The sequence below is a fragment of the Streptomyces sp. NPDC006743 genome, from assembly GCF_040703815.1.
GTDB lineage: Bacteria > Actinomycetota > Actinomycetes > Streptomycetales > Streptomycetaceae > Streptomyces.
On sequence record NZ_JBEYJA010000020.1, the window covers coordinates 15363 to 31256 of the forward strand.

Consider the following 15894-nt stretch of genomic DNA (forward strand, 5'->3'; position numbering starts at 1 on the left):
CGGCACTGCTCCGACGCCTCCTGAACTCGTCGGCCGGCGACCGGCGACCGGCCGGTGGTGTTTCGCCGGCCGGCCTCCCTCCCCGCCCACCCGGTCATCCGCGGTGGCCGCCAGGAACGGGTTTCGGCGCGGGCGCCGGCGCGGACGCGGGGACCGCGACGGGACGGCCTTCGGCCCGCGAGCGGGTGGCGGCGTCGGCGATGGCGAGGGCGGCGCGGGCGTCCTGGCCGGTGCAGGGACTGGGGCGGACACCGGCCACGACCTCGGTGAACGCGGTGAGTTCGGCGCGGTAGGCGTCCAGGAAGCGTTCCATGAAGCCGGGGTGCGGAGTGCCGCCGGGCCAGGCCGCCCCCTCCGCCGAGACCAGCGGGGTCTCTTCGGTGAGACCGGCGACCATCGTGCCCGCGGAGCCGCACACCTCCAGGCGCACGTCGTAGCCGGCGCCGTTGTAGCGGGTGGCGGTGCACGTGGCGAGGGTGCCGTCGTCGAGGGTGAGGACGCTGACGGCGGTGTCGGCGTCACCGGCGTCGGAGAAGAACGTCTCGCCGCGGTTGGCGCCGGTGGCGTACACCTCGGCGACCTCGCGGCCCGTCACCCAGCGGATGATGTCGTAGTCGTGGACGGAGCAGTCGCGGAAGATGCCGCCCGATCCGGGGATGTAGCCGGGGGGAGGAGGCGTCGGGTCGGACGTGCACGCCCGCAGTGTGTGCGTCCAGCCCAGGCGGCCGTCGGTGACGGCCTCACGCACCGCCCGGTACCCGGCGTCGAAACGGCGCTGGAAGCCGATCTGCAACGGGATCTCGCCGCCCTCCAGGGCCGCCAGGACCCGGTCGGTCTCCTCCAGCGTGCCGGCGACCGGCTTCTCGCAGAAGGCGGGCAGCCCCGCGCGGTGGGCCGCCAGGATCAGCTCGGCGTGGATGCCGGTGGGCGCGGCGATGACGACGCCGTCCAGCCCGGCGCCGAGCAGGGCGTCCAGGTCACCCGCGTACTCCGCGCCGACCCGGTCCGCCACCGCGCGGGCGGACCGTTCGTCGCGATCGTGCAGCACGAGGGAGGAGACGGCCGGCAGACCGGCCAGGGTCGTCGCGTGGAACGCGCCGATACGGCCCGTGCCGATGAGTCCGATGCGCATGTGCGAAACCTTTCGTGCGGAGGGGGACGGAGAGCCGGAGCGGCCCGCCTGCTTTCTAATCCCGGAAGCGCCGGAGATCAAGCATTTGTGCTGACATAAAGACGTATGGAGCTTAGAGGCAATGAGGCATACTGGCGGCTGTCGGCAGCAGTCCGCAGGAGGATGACGTGGAGCCGCTAGCACACAGGATCACCATCGACCGGAACAGTCCGGTCCCCCTGTACTTCCAGTTCGCCCAGCAGTTGCAGGACCTCATCGAGGCCGGGGAACTGCCGCCCGGTACGCGGCTGAACAACGAGATCGCCATGGCGGACCAGTTCGGCCTGTCCCGCCCGACCATGCGTCAGGCCATGCAGCACCTCGTCAACAAGGGTCTGCTGGCGCGCAAGCGCGGAGTGGGGACCCAGGTCGTCACCAACCGCATAAGGCGACAGCTCGAGTTCACCAGCCTCCACGAGGACCTGGAGCGCGACGGACGCCGGCCGCGCACACAGGTGCTGTCCGTCGAAACCGTCCCCGCCGAAGGGGAGATCGCCGCCGGGCTCCGGCTGGCCGAGGGGACGCCGGTGCTGGCCCTGGAGCGTCTGCGGTTCGCCGACGACCAGCCGATCGCGCTCCTGCACAACTTCCTGCCGGAAGGCCTGATCGAGCTGACCCTGGAGGAGCTGGCCGAGGCGGGCCTCTACCAGCTGATGCGCCAGTCCGGCGTCGGCCTGAGCAGCGCGGAGCAGACCATCGGCGCCCGGCGGGCCACGGTCGCCGAGGCCGGACTCCTCGGCGAGGTCCGCGGTGCCACGCTGCTGACCATGACCCGTATCGCGTACGACGGTTCGGGCCGGCCGGTCGAATACGGTTCCCATGTGTACCGGGCCTCGCGCTACGCGTTCGAGATGACCGTCTCCGCGCACTGAGCGCTCTGCCGTGCGGTACTTCACCGGCACCACGCCCCTCAGTGCCCCCGCTTGAGGAGCGCGTCGGACAGGTCGGCCGCCGCGTCGTTCAGGCGCAGGCCGATCACGTCGAGGCGGCGCAGCAGTTCGCGGCGGCTCAGGGAGCGGGGGCCCAGCTCCTTGCGGAACAGGGCGGCGACGGCGGTCTGGTACTCGCGTCGCACCCGGCCCGCGGCCTTGCGCGCGGCCAGGGCTCCGTCCTGCACCCGGCGCGGGTCGGCCGGCAGCACGGCGACCGCGTCGCGCAGCGCGAGGAGTCCCTCGCGCACCGCGTCCAGGGCGGTCAGGTCGGCCGGGTCGCCGGGCATGCCGAACAGGTCGGTCTCGCGGACGAGGTCACGCAGATTGTCGAGCACGTCGTCGACGGAGCGGGAGAAGCGGTAGAGGTCCTCCCGGTCGATCGGAGTGGTCAGGGACGCGGACAACTCGGCGACCAGCGCGGCCCGGTGGCGGTCGCCCTCGTGCTCGACCGCGCCCATGGCGGTGCGCGCGTCGGCCGGGCTGAGGTGTCCGGCCGCGAGGTCGGCGGCGAGGTCGACGCCCTTGACCGTCGCGTTCAGCTGATCGGTCAGCAGGGCGACGGTGGTGCGGTGCGAATGCCCGGTGAGGTCACCGAGAATGCGGCGGACGGCGGCGGCTACCAAGAGGTGAGTCCCTTCAGGAGCAGGCCGGCCAGAAAGCCGGCGGCGAAACCGGCCGGCAGGGTCACCAGCCAGGCGGTCAGCAGGGGAACGGTGAACTGCCAGCGCACCCGTCGGCTGCCCTCGCTGGCACCCGTGCCGATCAGGCCGCCGGCCAGGGACTGGGTCATGCTGACCGGCATGCCGAGCCCCACAGTGGACAACACCGCTGCGGACGAGGCGAGTTCGGCCGACATCACCTGCCAGGGCCGGGCGGTGAGCAGCCGGCCGGCCGCGCCGCGCGCGATCCTGCGCGCCCCCACCAGGGCGCCCAGGGCGAAGACGACCGCCACCAGGGCGTCGCCGGTCTCCCAGGGCCGGGGGAGCAGCGCGTCTCCCGCGAAGGTCACGGCGACCACCGCGAACATCTTCTGCCCGTCGTTGGCGGCGTAGGCCAGGCACTGGGTACCGAAAGCGGCCAGTTGCAGAGCGCGCACCAGGCGGGGCATGCCGCGCACCGCGGGGATCCGGCGCACCGTGCGGCCGATGAGCCAGCCGGCCGCCACCCCCACCAGCGGCGCGGCGGCACCGACGGCCAGTACCAGAGCCAGGTGCCCCCAGGAGGGGCGCACCCCCAGGGCGATGCCGGCCCCCGCCAGCGCACCCAGCACCGCCAGGGTCAGTGACGTGGCCACTCCGCGCCAGGTCAGCAGCACGACGAGGGCCACGGAGGCCGCGGCGCCCGCGAGGAAGACGGACTGCGCCGTGGCGGGCGGCTCCTGGCTGAGGCAGCCGGTGAAGGTGCGGGCGACGGCCAGGCCGAAGAGGTGCGGGCCCAGACCGACGGCCAGGGTCAGCAGGGCCAGCGCCAGACCCGCCGAGCGGCTGCGGTGCCGTACGGCCAGCTCCAGCAGCGCGCCGCCGTCGTTGGCACCGCAGACGAAGACGAAGGCGACGGCGGTGACGCACAGGGCGACGGTCAGGGTCACGGAGGCCTCTTTCACGGGCGTGTCGGGCAACGGCGGCGCACGGGCGCCCCCACCGGATCGGCACCGGCCCCGGCACGGGTCCGGGCAACGGATCCGGCACGGGTTCCGGCACCGGTGCCGGTGCGGGCGCGTGGCGTACTCCGCGTACTCCGCGCACTCCGCGCGGTCCGAAGCCCGCGGAGCGGCCGGGGAGGCGTGCAGGGTGCGCCGCCTCTCCGCGGATCGCACGGAGCGCTCCGCGCCGGAGCGGAGCAGGGGTCAGCGCACCCCGGCGGCGCGCAGGACGTCGGCGAGGTCGACGAGCTTGTAGTTGGTGTCGGTGCGACCCCCGTCGTCGCCGCCCGCGGACGGCGCGTTGTAGCCGTCCTGGGCGACGAACAGCCCGTGCGGGAAGGCGGTGCCCAGGGCACGGCCGGTGGCGGCTATGCCGTCCGTCTCCTCCGAGCCGTCGACGGCCGCGCCCGCGGCGACGCGGAACGCGCCGGTCCAGCGGTCGTCGGAGGTGTCGTAGACGGAGTAGGTGTAGTCACCCTGGCTGGAGGCGATCAGGTACTGCCGGCCGGAGGGTGCGCGCAAGAGGGTGAGTCCCTCGGTGTCCGCGACGAGGTGGTGGCCGCCGTACCCCGGGTCGTCGCCGGCCACGCACTCCTCGCTCGCGGGGTCGTACTCGGCCGGTACGCCGAACTGCTCGGTCCGGTCCACCAGTTGCGGTGCGGCGGCGAGGTTGGCGGACACCTTCCAGATCCCGACGTCCTCCTGGCCGATGTAGGCGGTCCCCCGGTCGGCGTCCACGGTGATGCCTTCGGCCTGCGGCCCGCTGCCCGGCTTCTCGCACGGGCTCCAGGAGCCGCCGGGCGTGCGGAAGGTGCTCGGCAGGGTGAGGGTGCGCACCTTGTCGTAGGTGAGGGTGCCGGACGCGGTGACGCGCACCTCGAACAGTCCCACGTCGGCGGTGTGCCGGCGGCTGGCGAGCACGTAGGAGCGGCCGGTGCGCCGATCGCGCCAGGCCGCGGTGCCGTACGCCGTGTACTGGTCGTCGACCTCGGCCTCGGTGGCGGCGAAGGCGCGCGGGACCGCCGCGTCGGTGACGTCGGTCAGTGGCGCCGACGGCCGGGAGCCGTCGATCCGGTAGAAGCGGATGCGGTCGCGCCCGCGGTCGGTGACGACGGCGACGTCCGAGCGCCGGCCGTCGGGGAAGCGCAGGCCGGTGAGCACGTCCACGTTGTTGAAGCGGCCGGGTGCCGATCCGGCGGCGGGCGCCGCGGGGGCGGGGAGGGTCTGGAGCCGCGTGCCGTCGAGGCGGTGGACGTCGAGGCCGCCCTCCTTGGCCGTGCCCAGGACGAGGCTGGATCCGGGGTGGGCGGCGTCGTACCAGATCGCGGGGTCGTCGGCGTTGGAGTTGCCGCCCTCGTCGTCGTCGAAGAGAGCCGGCGTCTCCGCCTTGGCGTACACCGGCGCAACGGTGTGGTTGCCGGGCAGCGGAGCGGTGGCGGCGGTCGCCGTGGCCGCCGTCACTCCGCTGACGAGGACGGTGAGCGCGGCGGTGAGGCGGGTGCGTCTGTGCATGGTGTTCCTCCCTGACGGGGGGTCTGTCACCCCATGATGCTGCGGACCTTACATAAGAATGTGCGGACAAATGAAGGGGGTGGAACGGAGGTTGTGGCAGCCGTTTCAGGTGAACAGCAGATGACCTGCGGGTTACGGAAGAACCAACAGCGCATCAGAAACTGGTGTCATCAGAATGTCTTGACATAGGACGGGGTGCCGTTGAAGCTGTCCGGCATCAGGTCGCCGAGCCGCGCTCGAGGGCCTCGGACCACGCCATTCGAGCCCGGTTTTCCCCGGGACACCGCGGGAGGTCACGCCATGCCCAGTCGCTCTTTCCGGGCCCGTCCCCGACTCACCGGCCGCCACCGGCGCACGGCCGTCGCCCTCGCCCTCGCCGGCGCGCTCGGCGCCGCTGCCGCCTGCGCGCCCTCCGGCACCGCGGGTTCCGGCGCGGGACCGGGCGCCGGTCCCCGTGTGAAGCCGGTGATCGAGACCGGCTTCGACCTGGACCGGCTCGTCGCAGCGGCCAAGAAGGAAGGCGGCGTCACGGTCTACGACAGCACCGGTGACATCACCAAGACCGCCGCCGCCTTCACCGCCGAGTACGGCATCAAGGCCACCGGGGTGAAGAGCAAGGTCGGCGACACCCTGGAGAAGATGACCCGCGAGAACCAGGCGGGCAACGCGACCATCGACGCCACCTTCTACGAGGACGGCCCCTCGCTCGTCGGCCAGTTGCTGGCGCAGAAGGTCGTCTACACGTGGATACCCGGCAGCCTGGCCCAGGACATCCCCGTCCCCCGGCAGAACCCGCTGCAGGTCCTGTCCAAGGGCAACATGTGGGTCTACAACCCCAAGCTGTTCCCGAAGGGGTGCCCGGTACGGAACATCTGGGACCTGGCCGACCCGGCCTGGAAGGGCAAGGTCGCCCTGCAGGACCCCCTGGGCAAGCCCAACATCGTCGAATTCTTCAACCAGTTGAAGTCCGGCGGGGACACCCGGCTGCGACAGGCGTACCGGGCGAAGTACGGCAAGGACCTGCCGGCCGGCGAGTCCGCCGGTGAGGCCTGGGTCAAGGGCCTGGCCGGCAACAGTCCGATCCTCACGTCCTCGGACGACGACGCGGCCGCCGCCGTCGCCTCGCCGAACCAGACCAAGGAACGCGTCGCCCTGGTGTCCAACGCGAAGTTCCGCGACGTGAAGGACAAGAACTACTCCATGCGGGTCTGCGCCGGGATGCAGCCCTGGGCCGGCTACCAGTACCCGAAGTTCGCCGCCGTGGCGACGAAGACCAAGCACCCGAACGCGGCCAGGCTGTTCGTGTACTTCATGCTCACGCAGGCCGGCGTGGACACCCAGATGAACACCGGCGGCGTCCCCGGCAACCCTCGCCTCGAGCCCGGCTCCTTCATGCCGGACGGTCTGACCGACTGGAACGGGCAGCTGCTCGTCTTCGACCCGGACCGGCTCGGCGGCGACTTCGCGAACCTGCAGGCGATGCAGGACTACTGGCGCCTCAACCACCGCTGACCGCCCCGCCGGGCCCGGTCCCTCGCGACCGGGGCCGGCCCGCACCCGGACACGTTACGGAGACCCGCGCATGGCCGCCGTCACCCGCCCACCCGTCACCGCACCTCCCGACCCCGGTCACAGCCCGGCCGGGACCCGGCTCAGCCGACTGCGCTACCGGCTGAGCGTCCTGCGGCACGAGCCGACCCACGTGCTCGGCGTCCTGCTCGTCGCCGCCCTGCTCTACCTGGTCCTCGCACCGCTGATCGCGGTCCTGTCCGACTCCGCACAGGTGCAGCACGGCGACGAGGGCCAGGCCTTCCAGGCGCCCGGCTCCACCACCGGCTACTACTTCTGGCGGGTCTTCCGCTCGCCCGTGGCCAGGCTGCTGTTCTGGCAGCCGCTGCTGCACACCGTCGTGGTCTCGCTCGGCGTCACCCTCGTCGCCGTGCTGCTCGGGGGGTCGACGGCCTGGCTGCTGACCCGCACCGACGTGACCGGCCGCAAGTGGCTGTCCACCGCCCTGGTCGTCCCCTACATGCTGCCCTCCTGGACGTTCGCGCTGGCCTGGCTCGCGCTCTTCAAGAACGACTCCTCCGGCGGCCAGATCGGCATCCTGGAGTCATGGGGAGTGCACACCCCCGACTGGCTGGCCTACGGCCAGGTCCCGATCATCATCTGCCTGGGCCTGCACTACTACCCGTTCGTGCTGCTGCTGTTCGGCAACGCGCTGCGCCGCATCGACAGCCAGCTGGAGGACTCCGCGCGCATCCTGGGCGCCGGCCGCGGCACCATCGCGGCCCGCATCACACTGCCGCTGATGCTGCCGTCGCTGTCGTCGTCGGTGCTGCTGGTCTTCGGCCGCATCCTCGGCACCTTCGGCACCCCCTACATCCTGGGCCTGCCGGTGGGCTACGACCTGCTCTCCACCTCACTGTTCCGGTCGGTCAACAGCCACCAGCGGGGCGTCACCGCCGTGCTGACCGCGGTCATCGTGGTGATCGGCGTGCTGGTGATCCTCGTCGACACCCGGCTGGCCAGGGAACAGAAGCGGTTCATCACGGTCGGCGGCAAGGGAGCCATGGACCGCCTCGCCCGGCTCGGCCGCTGGCGGCTGCCCGCGCTCGGTCTCGCGCTCGCGGTGTTCACCGCGGGCGTCGTCGTCCCCGTCGCCACCCTGGCCCTGTCCACCGTGACCAAGACCCCGGGCGTCTTCCACGCCGACAACTTCACCCTCAAGTACTGGGTCGGCGCCCATCTGGCGGGCGCACCCGGCTTCCCGCACGGCGTGCTGCGCGGCAGCGAGCTGTACTCGGCAGCGTGGAACAGCCTGCGCATCGTCGGCCTGGCCGCCCTCGTCTGCGGGGTGGCGGGCCTGCTCATCGGCTACGTCGTCGTCCGCGCCGGCGGCAGCAGGATCGGCTCGCTCCTGCGGCAGATCAGCTTCCTGCCGTACATGGTGCCCGGCATCGCCTTCGCGGCGGCCTTCCTCTCCCTGTTCGCCGTTCGCCGCGGCCCCGTTCCCGCCCTGTACGGCTCGGTCAGCCTGCTGGTGATCGTGCTGGCCGTCACCCACCTGCCGTACTCCTCGCGTTCGGGCATCAGCGCCATGACCCAGCTCGGCCGCGAACCCGAGGAGGCCGCACAGGTCTCCGGGGCCGGCTGGTTCACCCGGCTGCGCCAGATCATCCTCCCGATCCAGCGAGGCGCCCTGACCACCGGAGTCATCCTGCCGTTCATCTCCGGACTGAAGGAGCTGAGCATCGTCATCATGCTCACCACCACCGGCACCCAGTTGCTGACCACACTGTCGATCAACCTCGTCGACTACGCCTACGACCAGATGGCCAACGCGGTGGTCCTCGTCATCGCGCTGGTCTCCTTCCTCGCCACCTACCTCACCCAGCGCCTGACCAAGACCAACCTGTCGTCCGGACTCGGAGGCTGAAGACGTCATGCCGGCCATCTCGCTCACGTCGGTGCGCAAGAGCTACGGCTCCGGACCGCCCGCCGTCGACAACCTCGACCTGGAGATCCCCGACGGCTCGTTCACGTGCCTGCTCGGCCCTTCCGGCTGCGGAAAGACCACGACCCTGCGCATGATCTCCGGACTGGAGTCGCTCAACGCGGGAACCATCACCGTCGGCGGCCGGGTCATGGACTCCACGCGCCAGGGAGTCTTCGTGCCGCCGGAGAAGCGCGGCATGGGCCTGGTCTTCCAGAACTACGCCCTCTGGCCGCATCTGACGGTGGCCAAGAACGTCGAGTTCGGTCTCAGGGTGCGCAAGGTCAAACCGGCCCAGCGCGCCGAACGCGCCGCCGCCGCCCTGAAGATGATGCAGATCGACTGGGCCGCCGACCGCTACCCGGCCCAGCTCTCCGGCGGCCAGCAGCAGCGCGTCTCGCTCGCCCGCATGCTCGCCGTCAGCCCCGACGTGCTGCTGCTGGACGAACCGCTGTCCAACCTCGACGCCCAACTGCGGCTGGACATGCGGGCCGAACTCAAACGCATCCACGACGAGACGGGCCACACCATCGTCTTCGTCACCCACGACCAGCTGGAGGCCATGACCATGGCCACCCACGTCGTGGTGATGAACAAGGGGGTCGTCCAGCAGATGGCACCCCCGATGGAGGTCTACGGCCGCCCGGCCGACACCTTCGTGGCCCGGTTCGTCGGCAGCCCGCCGATGAACCTCTTCGAGGCCGGGGACGACGCCGCGCGCGACACGTTCACCGGCGCCGCGCGCGAACGGGTCCTGGCCGCCCGGCCGGACCTGACCGAACGGCTCGCCACCGTCGGCGTCCGGCCCGAGAACCTGCGGCTGCTGCACGACGCCGAGGAGCCGCCCGCCGACGCGTTCGTCTTCGAGGGCACCGTCAAGACGGCGCTGCCCACCGGTTCCAGCTGGACCGTGCTGGTGACCGCCGGGCGCACCGAGCTGTACCTGGTGTCGTACACCGACGTGCGCGCCACCCCCGCCACCACCGTGCGCTGCGCCGTCCGCACGGCCGACCTGCACCTGTTCGACCCCTCGGGCACGAGGCTGCCCGACGAGGCGGTCGGCGCCGTACCGATGAAGGAGGACACCGCGACATGGGCCAGCTGACCCGACCCACGGCACTTCTGCTGGACTTCGGCGGAGTGGTCGTGGCGACCACCAACCGCCCCTCCTGGGCACACGACCTCGCCACCGAACTCCACGCCGCCCTGACCGCCGCGGGCTGCGCCGAGCTGACCGTCGAGCACATCGAGGCGGACCTGTCGGCCGGATCCGCCGCCGACTCGCACTGGAAGAACGCGATGAGCCGGCCGGCCGCCCCCGAGGAGATGACGCACCGGCGCTTCTGGAGCGACTTCGTCGCCGCGGACTGGCCGCAGGCCGCGCTCGCCTGGGTGACCGCCCACGCCGAACCGCTGTGCCACCGGCTCGGCGAGCTCAAACAGGACCGCGTCACCCGCGACGGCATGCCCGCACTCCTCGACACCTGTGACGAGATGGGCATCGCCGTCGGCATCGTCTCCAACGCCCTGGCCGGCTCGGTGCACCGCGACTACATGGCCGAACACGGCCTCGACAAGCGCGTCGCGGTGCAGGTGTACAGCGACGAGGTCGCCGTCCGCAAACCCAACCCGGAGATGATCCGCATCGCCGCGCGCGCCCTGGACACCGACCCGGCCGGCTGCTGGTACGTCGGCGACAACTACGACCGCGACGTGCTGTGCGGCCGGCGCGCCGGAGCCGGCGCGACCGTCCTGATGGAGGCCCGCGGCACCTATGACCGGCCCTACATCGTCCAGGCCGAGCCCGACGCGGTCGTCGCCGATCCGGACGAACTGCGTGAACTGCTGCTCGCCGCCCCGGCCCCCACCGCCCGGTGAGACCCGCCGACGGCCCGCACGCCGCCCCGCCCGTTCACCGGCCCGGCCCCGGCGGACGACGGAGCGGCCCGCGCCCCCGCGGCCGTCCGCACCCCGCTGACCACCTGCGCTCCGCGGATCCCCGGACGTCCCGAACATCCCGGACGACCTCAACATCCCGGACGACCTGAACGACTCGAGAAACCTGAAGAACCCGAACAACCCCAAGAAGCCGAACAACCCGAACAACCCGAACAACCCGATGGGAGAGTCCCCGTGACGACGCTCCGCCCCCCGCGGGCGCTGCTGCCGGACCACGGCGGCGTGCTGATGAGGTCCGTCAGACGCCCCGAGCGCATGGCCGCCTTCGCCGACCGCGTGCTCGCCCTGGTGGGCGCCCGCACGGGCCTCGACCGGGACGCCGTGCTACGCGACGTCAACGCCGGCAAGGCCGCCTACCGCGCGTGGAAGAACGGCGGCGTCCGTACCCCCGAGCCGCGCGAGATCGGGCACCGGGAACTGTGGGAGGACTTCATCGCCGCCGACTGGCCGCCCGCCGCGCGCGCCCTGGCCGGCGCCGAGGCCGTCCCCCTGTGCCGGGAGATGACGCTCGCCGAGAGCGACAAGACCCTCGCTCCCGGCATGCTGGAGACACTCAGGCTGGCACGCGATCACGGGGTGCGCACGGGCATCGTGTCCAACACCCTGCTCGGCTCGCTCAACCGCGACCTCGCCCGGCACGTCGGCACCGACCCCTACCTGGACGTGCAGGTCTACTCCGACGAGATCGGGCTGCGCAAGCCCGCACCCGGGACGATCCGCCTGGCCGCGCGCGCCCTTTCGGTCGACGTCGCCGACTGCTGGTACGTCGGCGACCACTACGACCGGGACGTGGTGTGCGGCCGGCGCGCCGGTGTGGGCGCGACGATCCTGATGAGGCCGGCCGGCCGCCGGGACGCGAGCGCGCGCCCGCAGCCGGACGCCGAGGTCACCGACGGCCTCGAACTGCTCGGCCTGCTGCGCAGTGCGCTGACCGGGAACGGCACCCGGCCGCGCCCCGGGCAGGGGGCGGCCGCATGAGCGAACTGGACGCACTGACGGTCCGGCTGCGCGAGGTTGCCACCGAGGCGGCGCTGGCCGTCGCCCCGGACCTGCTGGCGGCGTTCCGCGGTGCCATGGACGTCGGCTTCAAGCGCGACGAGCACGACCCGGTCACCGTGCACGACCGACGCGCCGAGGAGCGCATCCGCGAGCTGCTGCTCAAGCGGGTGCCGGACAGTACCGTCGTCGGTGAGGAGGGCGGACGCCGGGACGGCACCGGCCGCATAGCGTGGTACGTCGACCCCATCGACGGAACCGCCAACTTCGCCCGCGGACTGGCCTTCTTCTGCACCTCCGTCGGTGCCGCGCTCGACGGCGAACCCGTGGCCGGCGCCATCGTCGACCCCGTCGCCGGGCACGTCTTCACCGCCGACGCCACGGGGGCCTGCCTCGGCGACGAGCCGCTGCGCCCGAGCGGGGTGCGCGAGGAGGCCCGCGCCCTGCTCATCACCGGCTTCCCCACCTCACGCGAACTGGCGCGCGACGACCCGCAGACCCTGCCCCGGTTCGGCGAACTCCTCGCCCGCTACGGCACCGTGCGGCGCACCGGAAGCGCCGCGCTGACCCTCGCCCACGTGGCCGCCGGCTGGTGCGACGCCGCGCTGGGCACCTCCGTCAACGCCTGGGACATCTGCGCCGCCCGGGTGCTGGTGCGGCGCGCGGGCGCCCACTGCACCGCCTTCGCCGGGGACGGCGGCTGGGACCAGCCCGGCTACCTGGCCCACGGCCCGGGCCTGGAGCCGTACGCCGCCCGGGAGTTCGTGGACTGGTATGTGTCCCGCCTGCCAGGAAGGAACACGTGATGGCGCCGCCCGGCCCCGGCCTGCGCTACCTGTGGATCGTCACCGACCTCGACGGCACCCTGGTCGACCGGGGCCTGGAGATCGTGCGGCGCAGCGCGCTGGCCCTGCGGCGCTACCGGGACCTCGGCGGGACGGTGGTGATCGCCACCGGCCGCAACGAGGTGTCGGCGGGCCGCTTCCACCGCGAACTCGGCCTGGACACGCCGGTGATCGTCTACAACGGCGCTCGCGTCGTCGATCCGCTGACCGGGACCCGGCTGCTCGACCTGGACCTGGGCGCCTCCTGGCGGACCCTGTGCGAGGACCTGCTGCCCAGGCTGCCCGAGGGCGTGGGAGCGGTGGCCTTCGCCGGTGAGGACGCCCACGTGCTGCGAGAGGCCCCCTCGCTGGCGGCGTACGCCGCACGCGACCGGATCGAATTGCGCACGGGCCCTGTGCGGCAGGTCCCGGCGAAGGTGATGCTGATCGCCGGCCGGCCGGGCCTCGGCCCGCTGGCGGACCTCGCCGCCCGCTGCTGTCCGGGGGTCCGGCTGCTGCAGTCGGAGGACACGTATCTGGAGATCCTGCCCGCCGACGCCGGCAAGGAAGTGGCGCTGCGCCATCTCGCGGAGCGGGCGGGTGTGCCGATGGAGCGGATAGCGGCCATCGGGGACAACCCGAACGACACCGCCATGGTGCGGGCCGCGGGCCTGGGCGCGGCGGTCGGCGACGGGCACAAGGAGGTCCGTGCCGCTGCCGACGTGGTGGTCGGGCCGTGCGCCCTGGGCGCGGTGGCCGACCTCGTCGAGCGCGTCACCGCGGGCCCGGCCCGGTGATCCTCACCGTCCTCGGCTCCTCCGGTTCGGTGCCGGGCCCCGGCGACCCGTGCCCGGGCTACCTGCTCGAACACGGCGGGCACCGGCTGCTGCTGGACCTGGGGACCGGGGCGTTCGGCGCGCTGCTGACGTACGGGGCCGGGGCCGCAGGCGCAGGGGCGGCCGGCCCCGGCCCCGGCCGCACCTGGCGGGGGCCGCGACCACACGGCCCCCGCCCCGCACCACCTGACCGCGGGGGCAGGCAGGGGAACTGGCCGCTTCGGCCGGTGCCGGCCTGCTGGCGGTGACCCACCTGCGTCCGTGGGACGACCCCGGACGGGCGCTGGCCGCCGCGGCGCTCCGGTTCCCCGGCCCGGTCGTCCTGGCCCGGTCGGGGCTGCGGCTGGTCCCCGGTGGCGCCACCGGCGCGCCGCACCCGGAAGAGAACGGACACCGCACCCGCAGGAGGAGGGACGAGTGAGACGCACGCAGCGGCTGCCGGCCGCGATCCGCGTCGTCCGCGAGGCCGCGACGGTCGCCGGGACGCCCGCCCCGCCGCGACGGGTCCGCCTGAAGACCCCGGTGGCGGACCTCGGGAACAGGACCGGCCGGCAGGGGGAACGGCCGGTCCGCCGCAGGCGGGCCACCGGGTTCCCCGGCGAGGCGAGCGTCGGTGAGGTCCGGGCCGCGGCGGTGGCGCGGTGAACCACGACGGGACCTCGCTGGCCCATCTGGCGGCGGCGTTCGGCCTGTGCGCCCTCATCGGCCTGGAGCGCGAGTACCGGCAGAAGTCGGCCGGCCTGCGCACCCATGTCCTGGTGGGGCTCGGCTCGGCGCTGTTCATGCTGGTGTCCAAGTACGGCTTCGCGGACATGCTGGGGCTGGACGGTGTGGCGCTGGACCCCTCGCGGGTCGCCGCGCAGATCGTGTCCGGCATCGGCTTCATCGGCGGCGGGCTGATCTTCGTACGCAGGGACGCGGTGCGCGGCCTGACGACGGCGGCCAGCGTGTGGCTGGCGGCGTCGATCGGCGCCGCGGCGGGCGCGGGACTGCTGGTGCTGGCCTGTGCCGTGACGGTGGCCTACCTCGTCGTGGCGTTCGCCTTCCCGCCGCTCGCCCGGCGGCTGCCCCGTTCTCCGGCGGAGGCGGTACTGCTGCGCATCAGCTATCTGGACGGTCGCGGCCTGTTGCGCGACATCGTCCGCGAGTGCACCGGCGCGGGTTTCCACGTGGCCGGGCTGCGCAGGGCCGGCCCGCTGCCGACGGATGCCGCGCCCGCCCAGGTGGGCGTCCTGCTGGAGCTGTCCGGCAACGGCGTGCGGGACGAACTGGTGCCCCGGCTCTCGGACCGGGAGGGGATCACGGAAGTGACCCTCCTGGAGGACGAGGCGGACTGAAGGGGCGGTTGACCGGCGGGGGCCTGAGCGTGCCCGCCACCGGCTGCCGGCCGGGCCCCTGGGGAGGCCTCTGCGAGGATCCTCGGCCGCGGGGTGGAACGAGAGTGTCCCATGAGTCAGAATGTAAGGACAATAGGTTGACAGGGTGTGCGGGAGGGGGGCAGGCTCGGTCCACGCGGACGGGCCGCCGGCCCGGCGCTCCAGGACAAGCAGAGAGAGGGCTTGGCATGCCGATCAGGTTGGCCCACGCCGTACACGTCACCGAGGGAGGCAGGCCGTGAGCGCACCCATCGCCGAGCGGATCGCAGGAGCACCGATCTCCTGGGGGGTCTGTGAGGTCCCGGGCTGGGGGCACCAGCTCGCGCCCGACCTGGTCCTGCGTCAGATGCGCGAGGTCGGCCTCACCGCCACCGAGTTCGGGCCCGACGGCTTCCTGCCCGACGCCCCCGCCGACAAGGCCGCGACGCTGGCCTCCCACGGCCTGCGGGCCGTCGGGCAGTTCGTGCCGGTCGTGCTGCACGACCCGGACCACGACCCGCTGCCCGCGGTCCGGGCGGCGATCACCGGCCTGCTGGCCGCCGACGCCCGTACGGTCGTCGTCGCCGCGGCCACCGGGGCCGACGGCTACGACGACCGCCCGGTCCTCGACGCGGCGGGCTGGTCCGCGCTGCTGGCCAACCTCGACCGGATCGCCTCCGCCGCGCACGAGGCAGGCCTGGTCGCCACCCTGCACCCCCACGTCGGGACGATGATCGAGACGGGCGAGGAGACCGAGCGCGTGCTCCACGGTTCGGGCATCGGTCTGTGCCTGGACACCGGTCACCTGATCATCGGCGGCGGGGACCCGGTCGCCCTGGCGGCCCGGCACACCGGCCGCATCGCCCACACGCATCTGAAGGACGTGCGCCTGGACCTCGCCGGCCGCGTGCGGACCGGCCGGATGACGTACACGGAGGCCGTCGCCGCGGGGATGTACGTCCCCCTCGGTACCGGCGACGTGGACGTCGCGGCCATCGTCGGACTGCTGGAGGCCGACGGGTACGCCGGATGGTACGTACTCGAACAGGACACGGTCCTGCGGGCCGCACCCGGTGCGGAGGGCGGCGCCGGCCCCGCCGAGGACGTGCGCGCCTCGGTCGCCCACCTCCTCTCCCTCGCCGGCGCCACCGGACGCGCCCAGGGGAACTGA

Annotated in this window: 16 protein-coding genes; 12 read left to right on the top strand and 4 right to left on the bottom strand. The window is 73.0% G+C overall.

Translation table 11 applies throughout. The features are described from left to right. Positions 1 to 94 precede the first annotated feature (94 nt). Positions 95 to 1132 (bottom strand): Gfo/Idh/MocA family oxidoreductase, encoded by a 1038-nt coding sequence (locus ABZ719_RS18365; RefSeq protein ID WP_366726213.1) that lies wholly within the window; start codon positions 1130 to 1132, stop codon positions 95 to 97. Between the two features lie 167 nt (positions 1133 to 1299). Between ABZ719_RS18365 and ABZ719_RS18370 the strand changes: the two genes are divergently transcribed. Beyond that, the gene (locus ABZ719_RS18370) at positions 1300 to 2043 is read left to right on the top strand and encodes a GntR family transcriptional regulator (RefSeq protein ID WP_366726214.1); all 744 of its coding nucleotides are present in this window, start codon (positions 1300 to 1302) and stop codon (positions 2041 to 2043) included. A 38-nt stretch (positions 2044 to 2081) separates the two neighbouring features. On the opposite strand, the gene ABZ719_RS18375 is transcribed toward ABZ719_RS18370, so the two are convergent. From ABZ719_RS18375 to ABZ719_RS18385, 3 genes are all read right to left on the bottom strand, one after another. After that, the gene (locus tag ABZ719_RS18375) at positions 2082 to 2726 is read right to left on the bottom strand and encodes a DUF47 family protein (RefSeq protein ID WP_366726215.1); all 645 of its coding nucleotides are present in this window, start codon (positions 2724 to 2726) and stop codon (positions 2082 to 2084) included. Further along, positions 2720 to 3691, bottom strand: a complete 972-nt coding sequence (locus tag ABZ719_RS18380) for an inorganic phosphate transporter (protein WP_366726216.1) — start codon at positions 3689 to 3691, stop codon at positions 2720 to 2722. The genes ABZ719_RS18375 and ABZ719_RS18380 overlap by 7 nt, the downstream gene beginning before the upstream one ends. 258 nt (positions 3692 to 3949) lie before the next feature. Beyond that, positions 3950 to 5257 carry a phytase gene (locus tag ABZ719_RS18385; protein ID WP_366726217.1) on the bottom strand — a complete coding sequence of 436 codons (1308 nt, stop codon included), beginning with the start codon at positions 5255 to 5257 and terminating at the stop codon, positions 3950 to 3952. 300 nt (positions 5258 to 5557) lie between these two features. Here ABZ719_RS18385 and ABZ719_RS18390 point away from each other — a divergent pair, with 300 nt between their 5' ends. The 11 genes from ABZ719_RS18390 (at position 5558) to ABZ719_RS18440 (ending at position 15894) form a co-directional block, all read left to right on the top strand. After that, complete coding sequence (locus ABZ719_RS18390) at positions 5558 to 6769, top strand: ABC transporter substrate-binding protein (protein ID WP_366726218.1); 1212 nt, start codon at positions 5558 to 5560, stop codon at positions 6767 to 6769. A gap of 70 nt (positions 6770 to 6839) precedes the next feature. Continuing rightward, on the top strand, positions 6840 to 8696 hold the full coding sequence (locus ABZ719_RS18395) for an iron ABC transporter permease (protein WP_366726219.1): 1857 nt from the start codon (positions 6840 to 6842) through the stop codon (positions 8694 to 8696). 7 nt (positions 8697 to 8703) lie between these two features. Then, positions 8704 to 9858, top strand: a complete 1155-nt coding sequence (locus ABZ719_RS18400; RefSeq protein ID WP_366726220.1) for an ABC transporter ATP-binding protein — start codon at positions 8704 to 8706, stop codon at positions 9856 to 9858. After that, positions 9846 to 10631 (top strand): HAD-IA family hydrolase, encoded by a 786-nt coding sequence (locus tag ABZ719_RS18405; RefSeq protein WP_366726221.1) that lies wholly within the window; start codon positions 9846 to 9848, stop codon positions 10629 to 10631. The genes ABZ719_RS18400 and ABZ719_RS18405 overlap by 13 nt, the downstream gene beginning before the upstream one ends. A gap of 255 nt (positions 10632 to 10886) precedes the next feature. Further along, complete coding sequence (locus ABZ719_RS18410; protein ID WP_366726222.1) at positions 10887 to 11690, top strand: HAD family hydrolase; 804 nt, start codon at positions 10887 to 10889, stop codon at positions 11688 to 11690. Further along, positions 11687 to 12514: an inositol monophosphatase family protein gene (locus tag ABZ719_RS18415; protein WP_366726223.1), complete on the top strand. Its 828-nt coding sequence runs from the start codon at positions 11687 to 11689 to the stop codon at positions 12512 to 12514. The genes ABZ719_RS18410 and ABZ719_RS18415 overlap by 4 nt, the downstream gene beginning before the upstream one ends. Then, positions 12514 to 13329 carry an HAD family hydrolase gene (locus ABZ719_RS18420; RefSeq protein WP_366726224.1) on the top strand — a complete coding sequence of 272 codons (816 nt, stop codon included), beginning with the start codon at positions 12514 to 12516 and terminating at the stop codon, positions 13327 to 13329. The genes ABZ719_RS18415 and ABZ719_RS18420 overlap by 1 nt, the downstream gene beginning before the upstream one ends. A gap of 283 nt (positions 13330 to 13612) precedes the next feature. Beyond that, complete coding sequence (locus ABZ719_RS18425; RefSeq protein ID WP_366726226.1) at positions 13613 to 13789, top strand: hypothetical protein; 177 nt, start codon at positions 13613 to 13615, stop codon at positions 13787 to 13789. Further along, complete coding sequence (locus tag ABZ719_RS18430) at positions 13786 to 14013, top strand: hypothetical protein (RefSeq protein WP_366726227.1); 228 nt, start codon at positions 13786 to 13788, stop codon at positions 14011 to 14013. The genes ABZ719_RS18425 and ABZ719_RS18430 overlap by 4 nt, the downstream gene beginning before the upstream one ends. Beyond that, positions 14010 to 14705, top strand: coding sequence for an MgtC/SapB family protein (locus ABZ719_RS18435; RefSeq protein WP_366726228.1), 696 nt, complete (start codon positions 14010 to 14012; stop codon positions 14703 to 14705). The genes ABZ719_RS18430 and ABZ719_RS18435 overlap by 4 nt, the downstream gene beginning before the upstream one ends. A 277-nt stretch (positions 14706 to 14982) precedes the next feature. Further along, positions 14983 to 15894, top strand: coding sequence for a sugar phosphate isomerase/epimerase (locus ABZ719_RS18440; protein WP_366726229.1), 912 nt, complete (start codon positions 14983 to 14985; stop codon positions 15892 to 15894).

Excerpts from the sequence above, each read along its gene's own strand:
- ABZ719_RS18400 (WP_366726220.1), top strand. The coding sequence starts at position 8,704 with ATGCCGGCCATCTCGCTCACGTCGGTGCGCAAGAGCTACGGCTCCGGA.
- ABZ719_RS18420 (WP_366726224.1), top strand. The coding sequence starts at position 12,514 with ATGGCGCCGCCCGGCCCCGGCCTGCGCTACCTGTGGATCGTCACCGAC.
- ABZ719_RS18390 (WP_366726218.1), top strand. The coding sequence starts at position 5,558 with ATGCCCAGTCGCTCTTTCCGGGCCCGTCCCCGACTCACCGGCCGCCAC.
- ABZ719_RS18365 (WP_366726213.1), bottom strand. The coding sequence starts at position 1,132 with ATGCGCATCGGACTCATCGGCACGGGCCGTATCGGCGCGTTCCACGCG.
- ABZ719_RS18395 (WP_366726219.1), top strand. The coding sequence starts at position 6,840 with ATGGCCGCCGTCACCCGCCCACCCGTCACCGCACCTCCCGACCCCGGT.
- ABZ719_RS18415 (WP_366726223.1), top strand. The coding sequence starts at position 11,687 with ATGAGCGAACTGGACGCACTGACGGTCCGGCTGCGCGAGGTTGCCACC.
- ABZ719_RS18405 (WP_366726221.1), top strand. The coding sequence starts at position 9,846 with ATGGGCCAGCTGACCCGACCCACGGCACTTCTGCTGGACTTCGGCGGA.
- ABZ719_RS18385 (WP_366726217.1), bottom strand. The coding sequence starts at position 5,257 with ATGCACAGACGCACCCGCCTCACCGCCGCGCTCACCGTCCTCGTCAGC.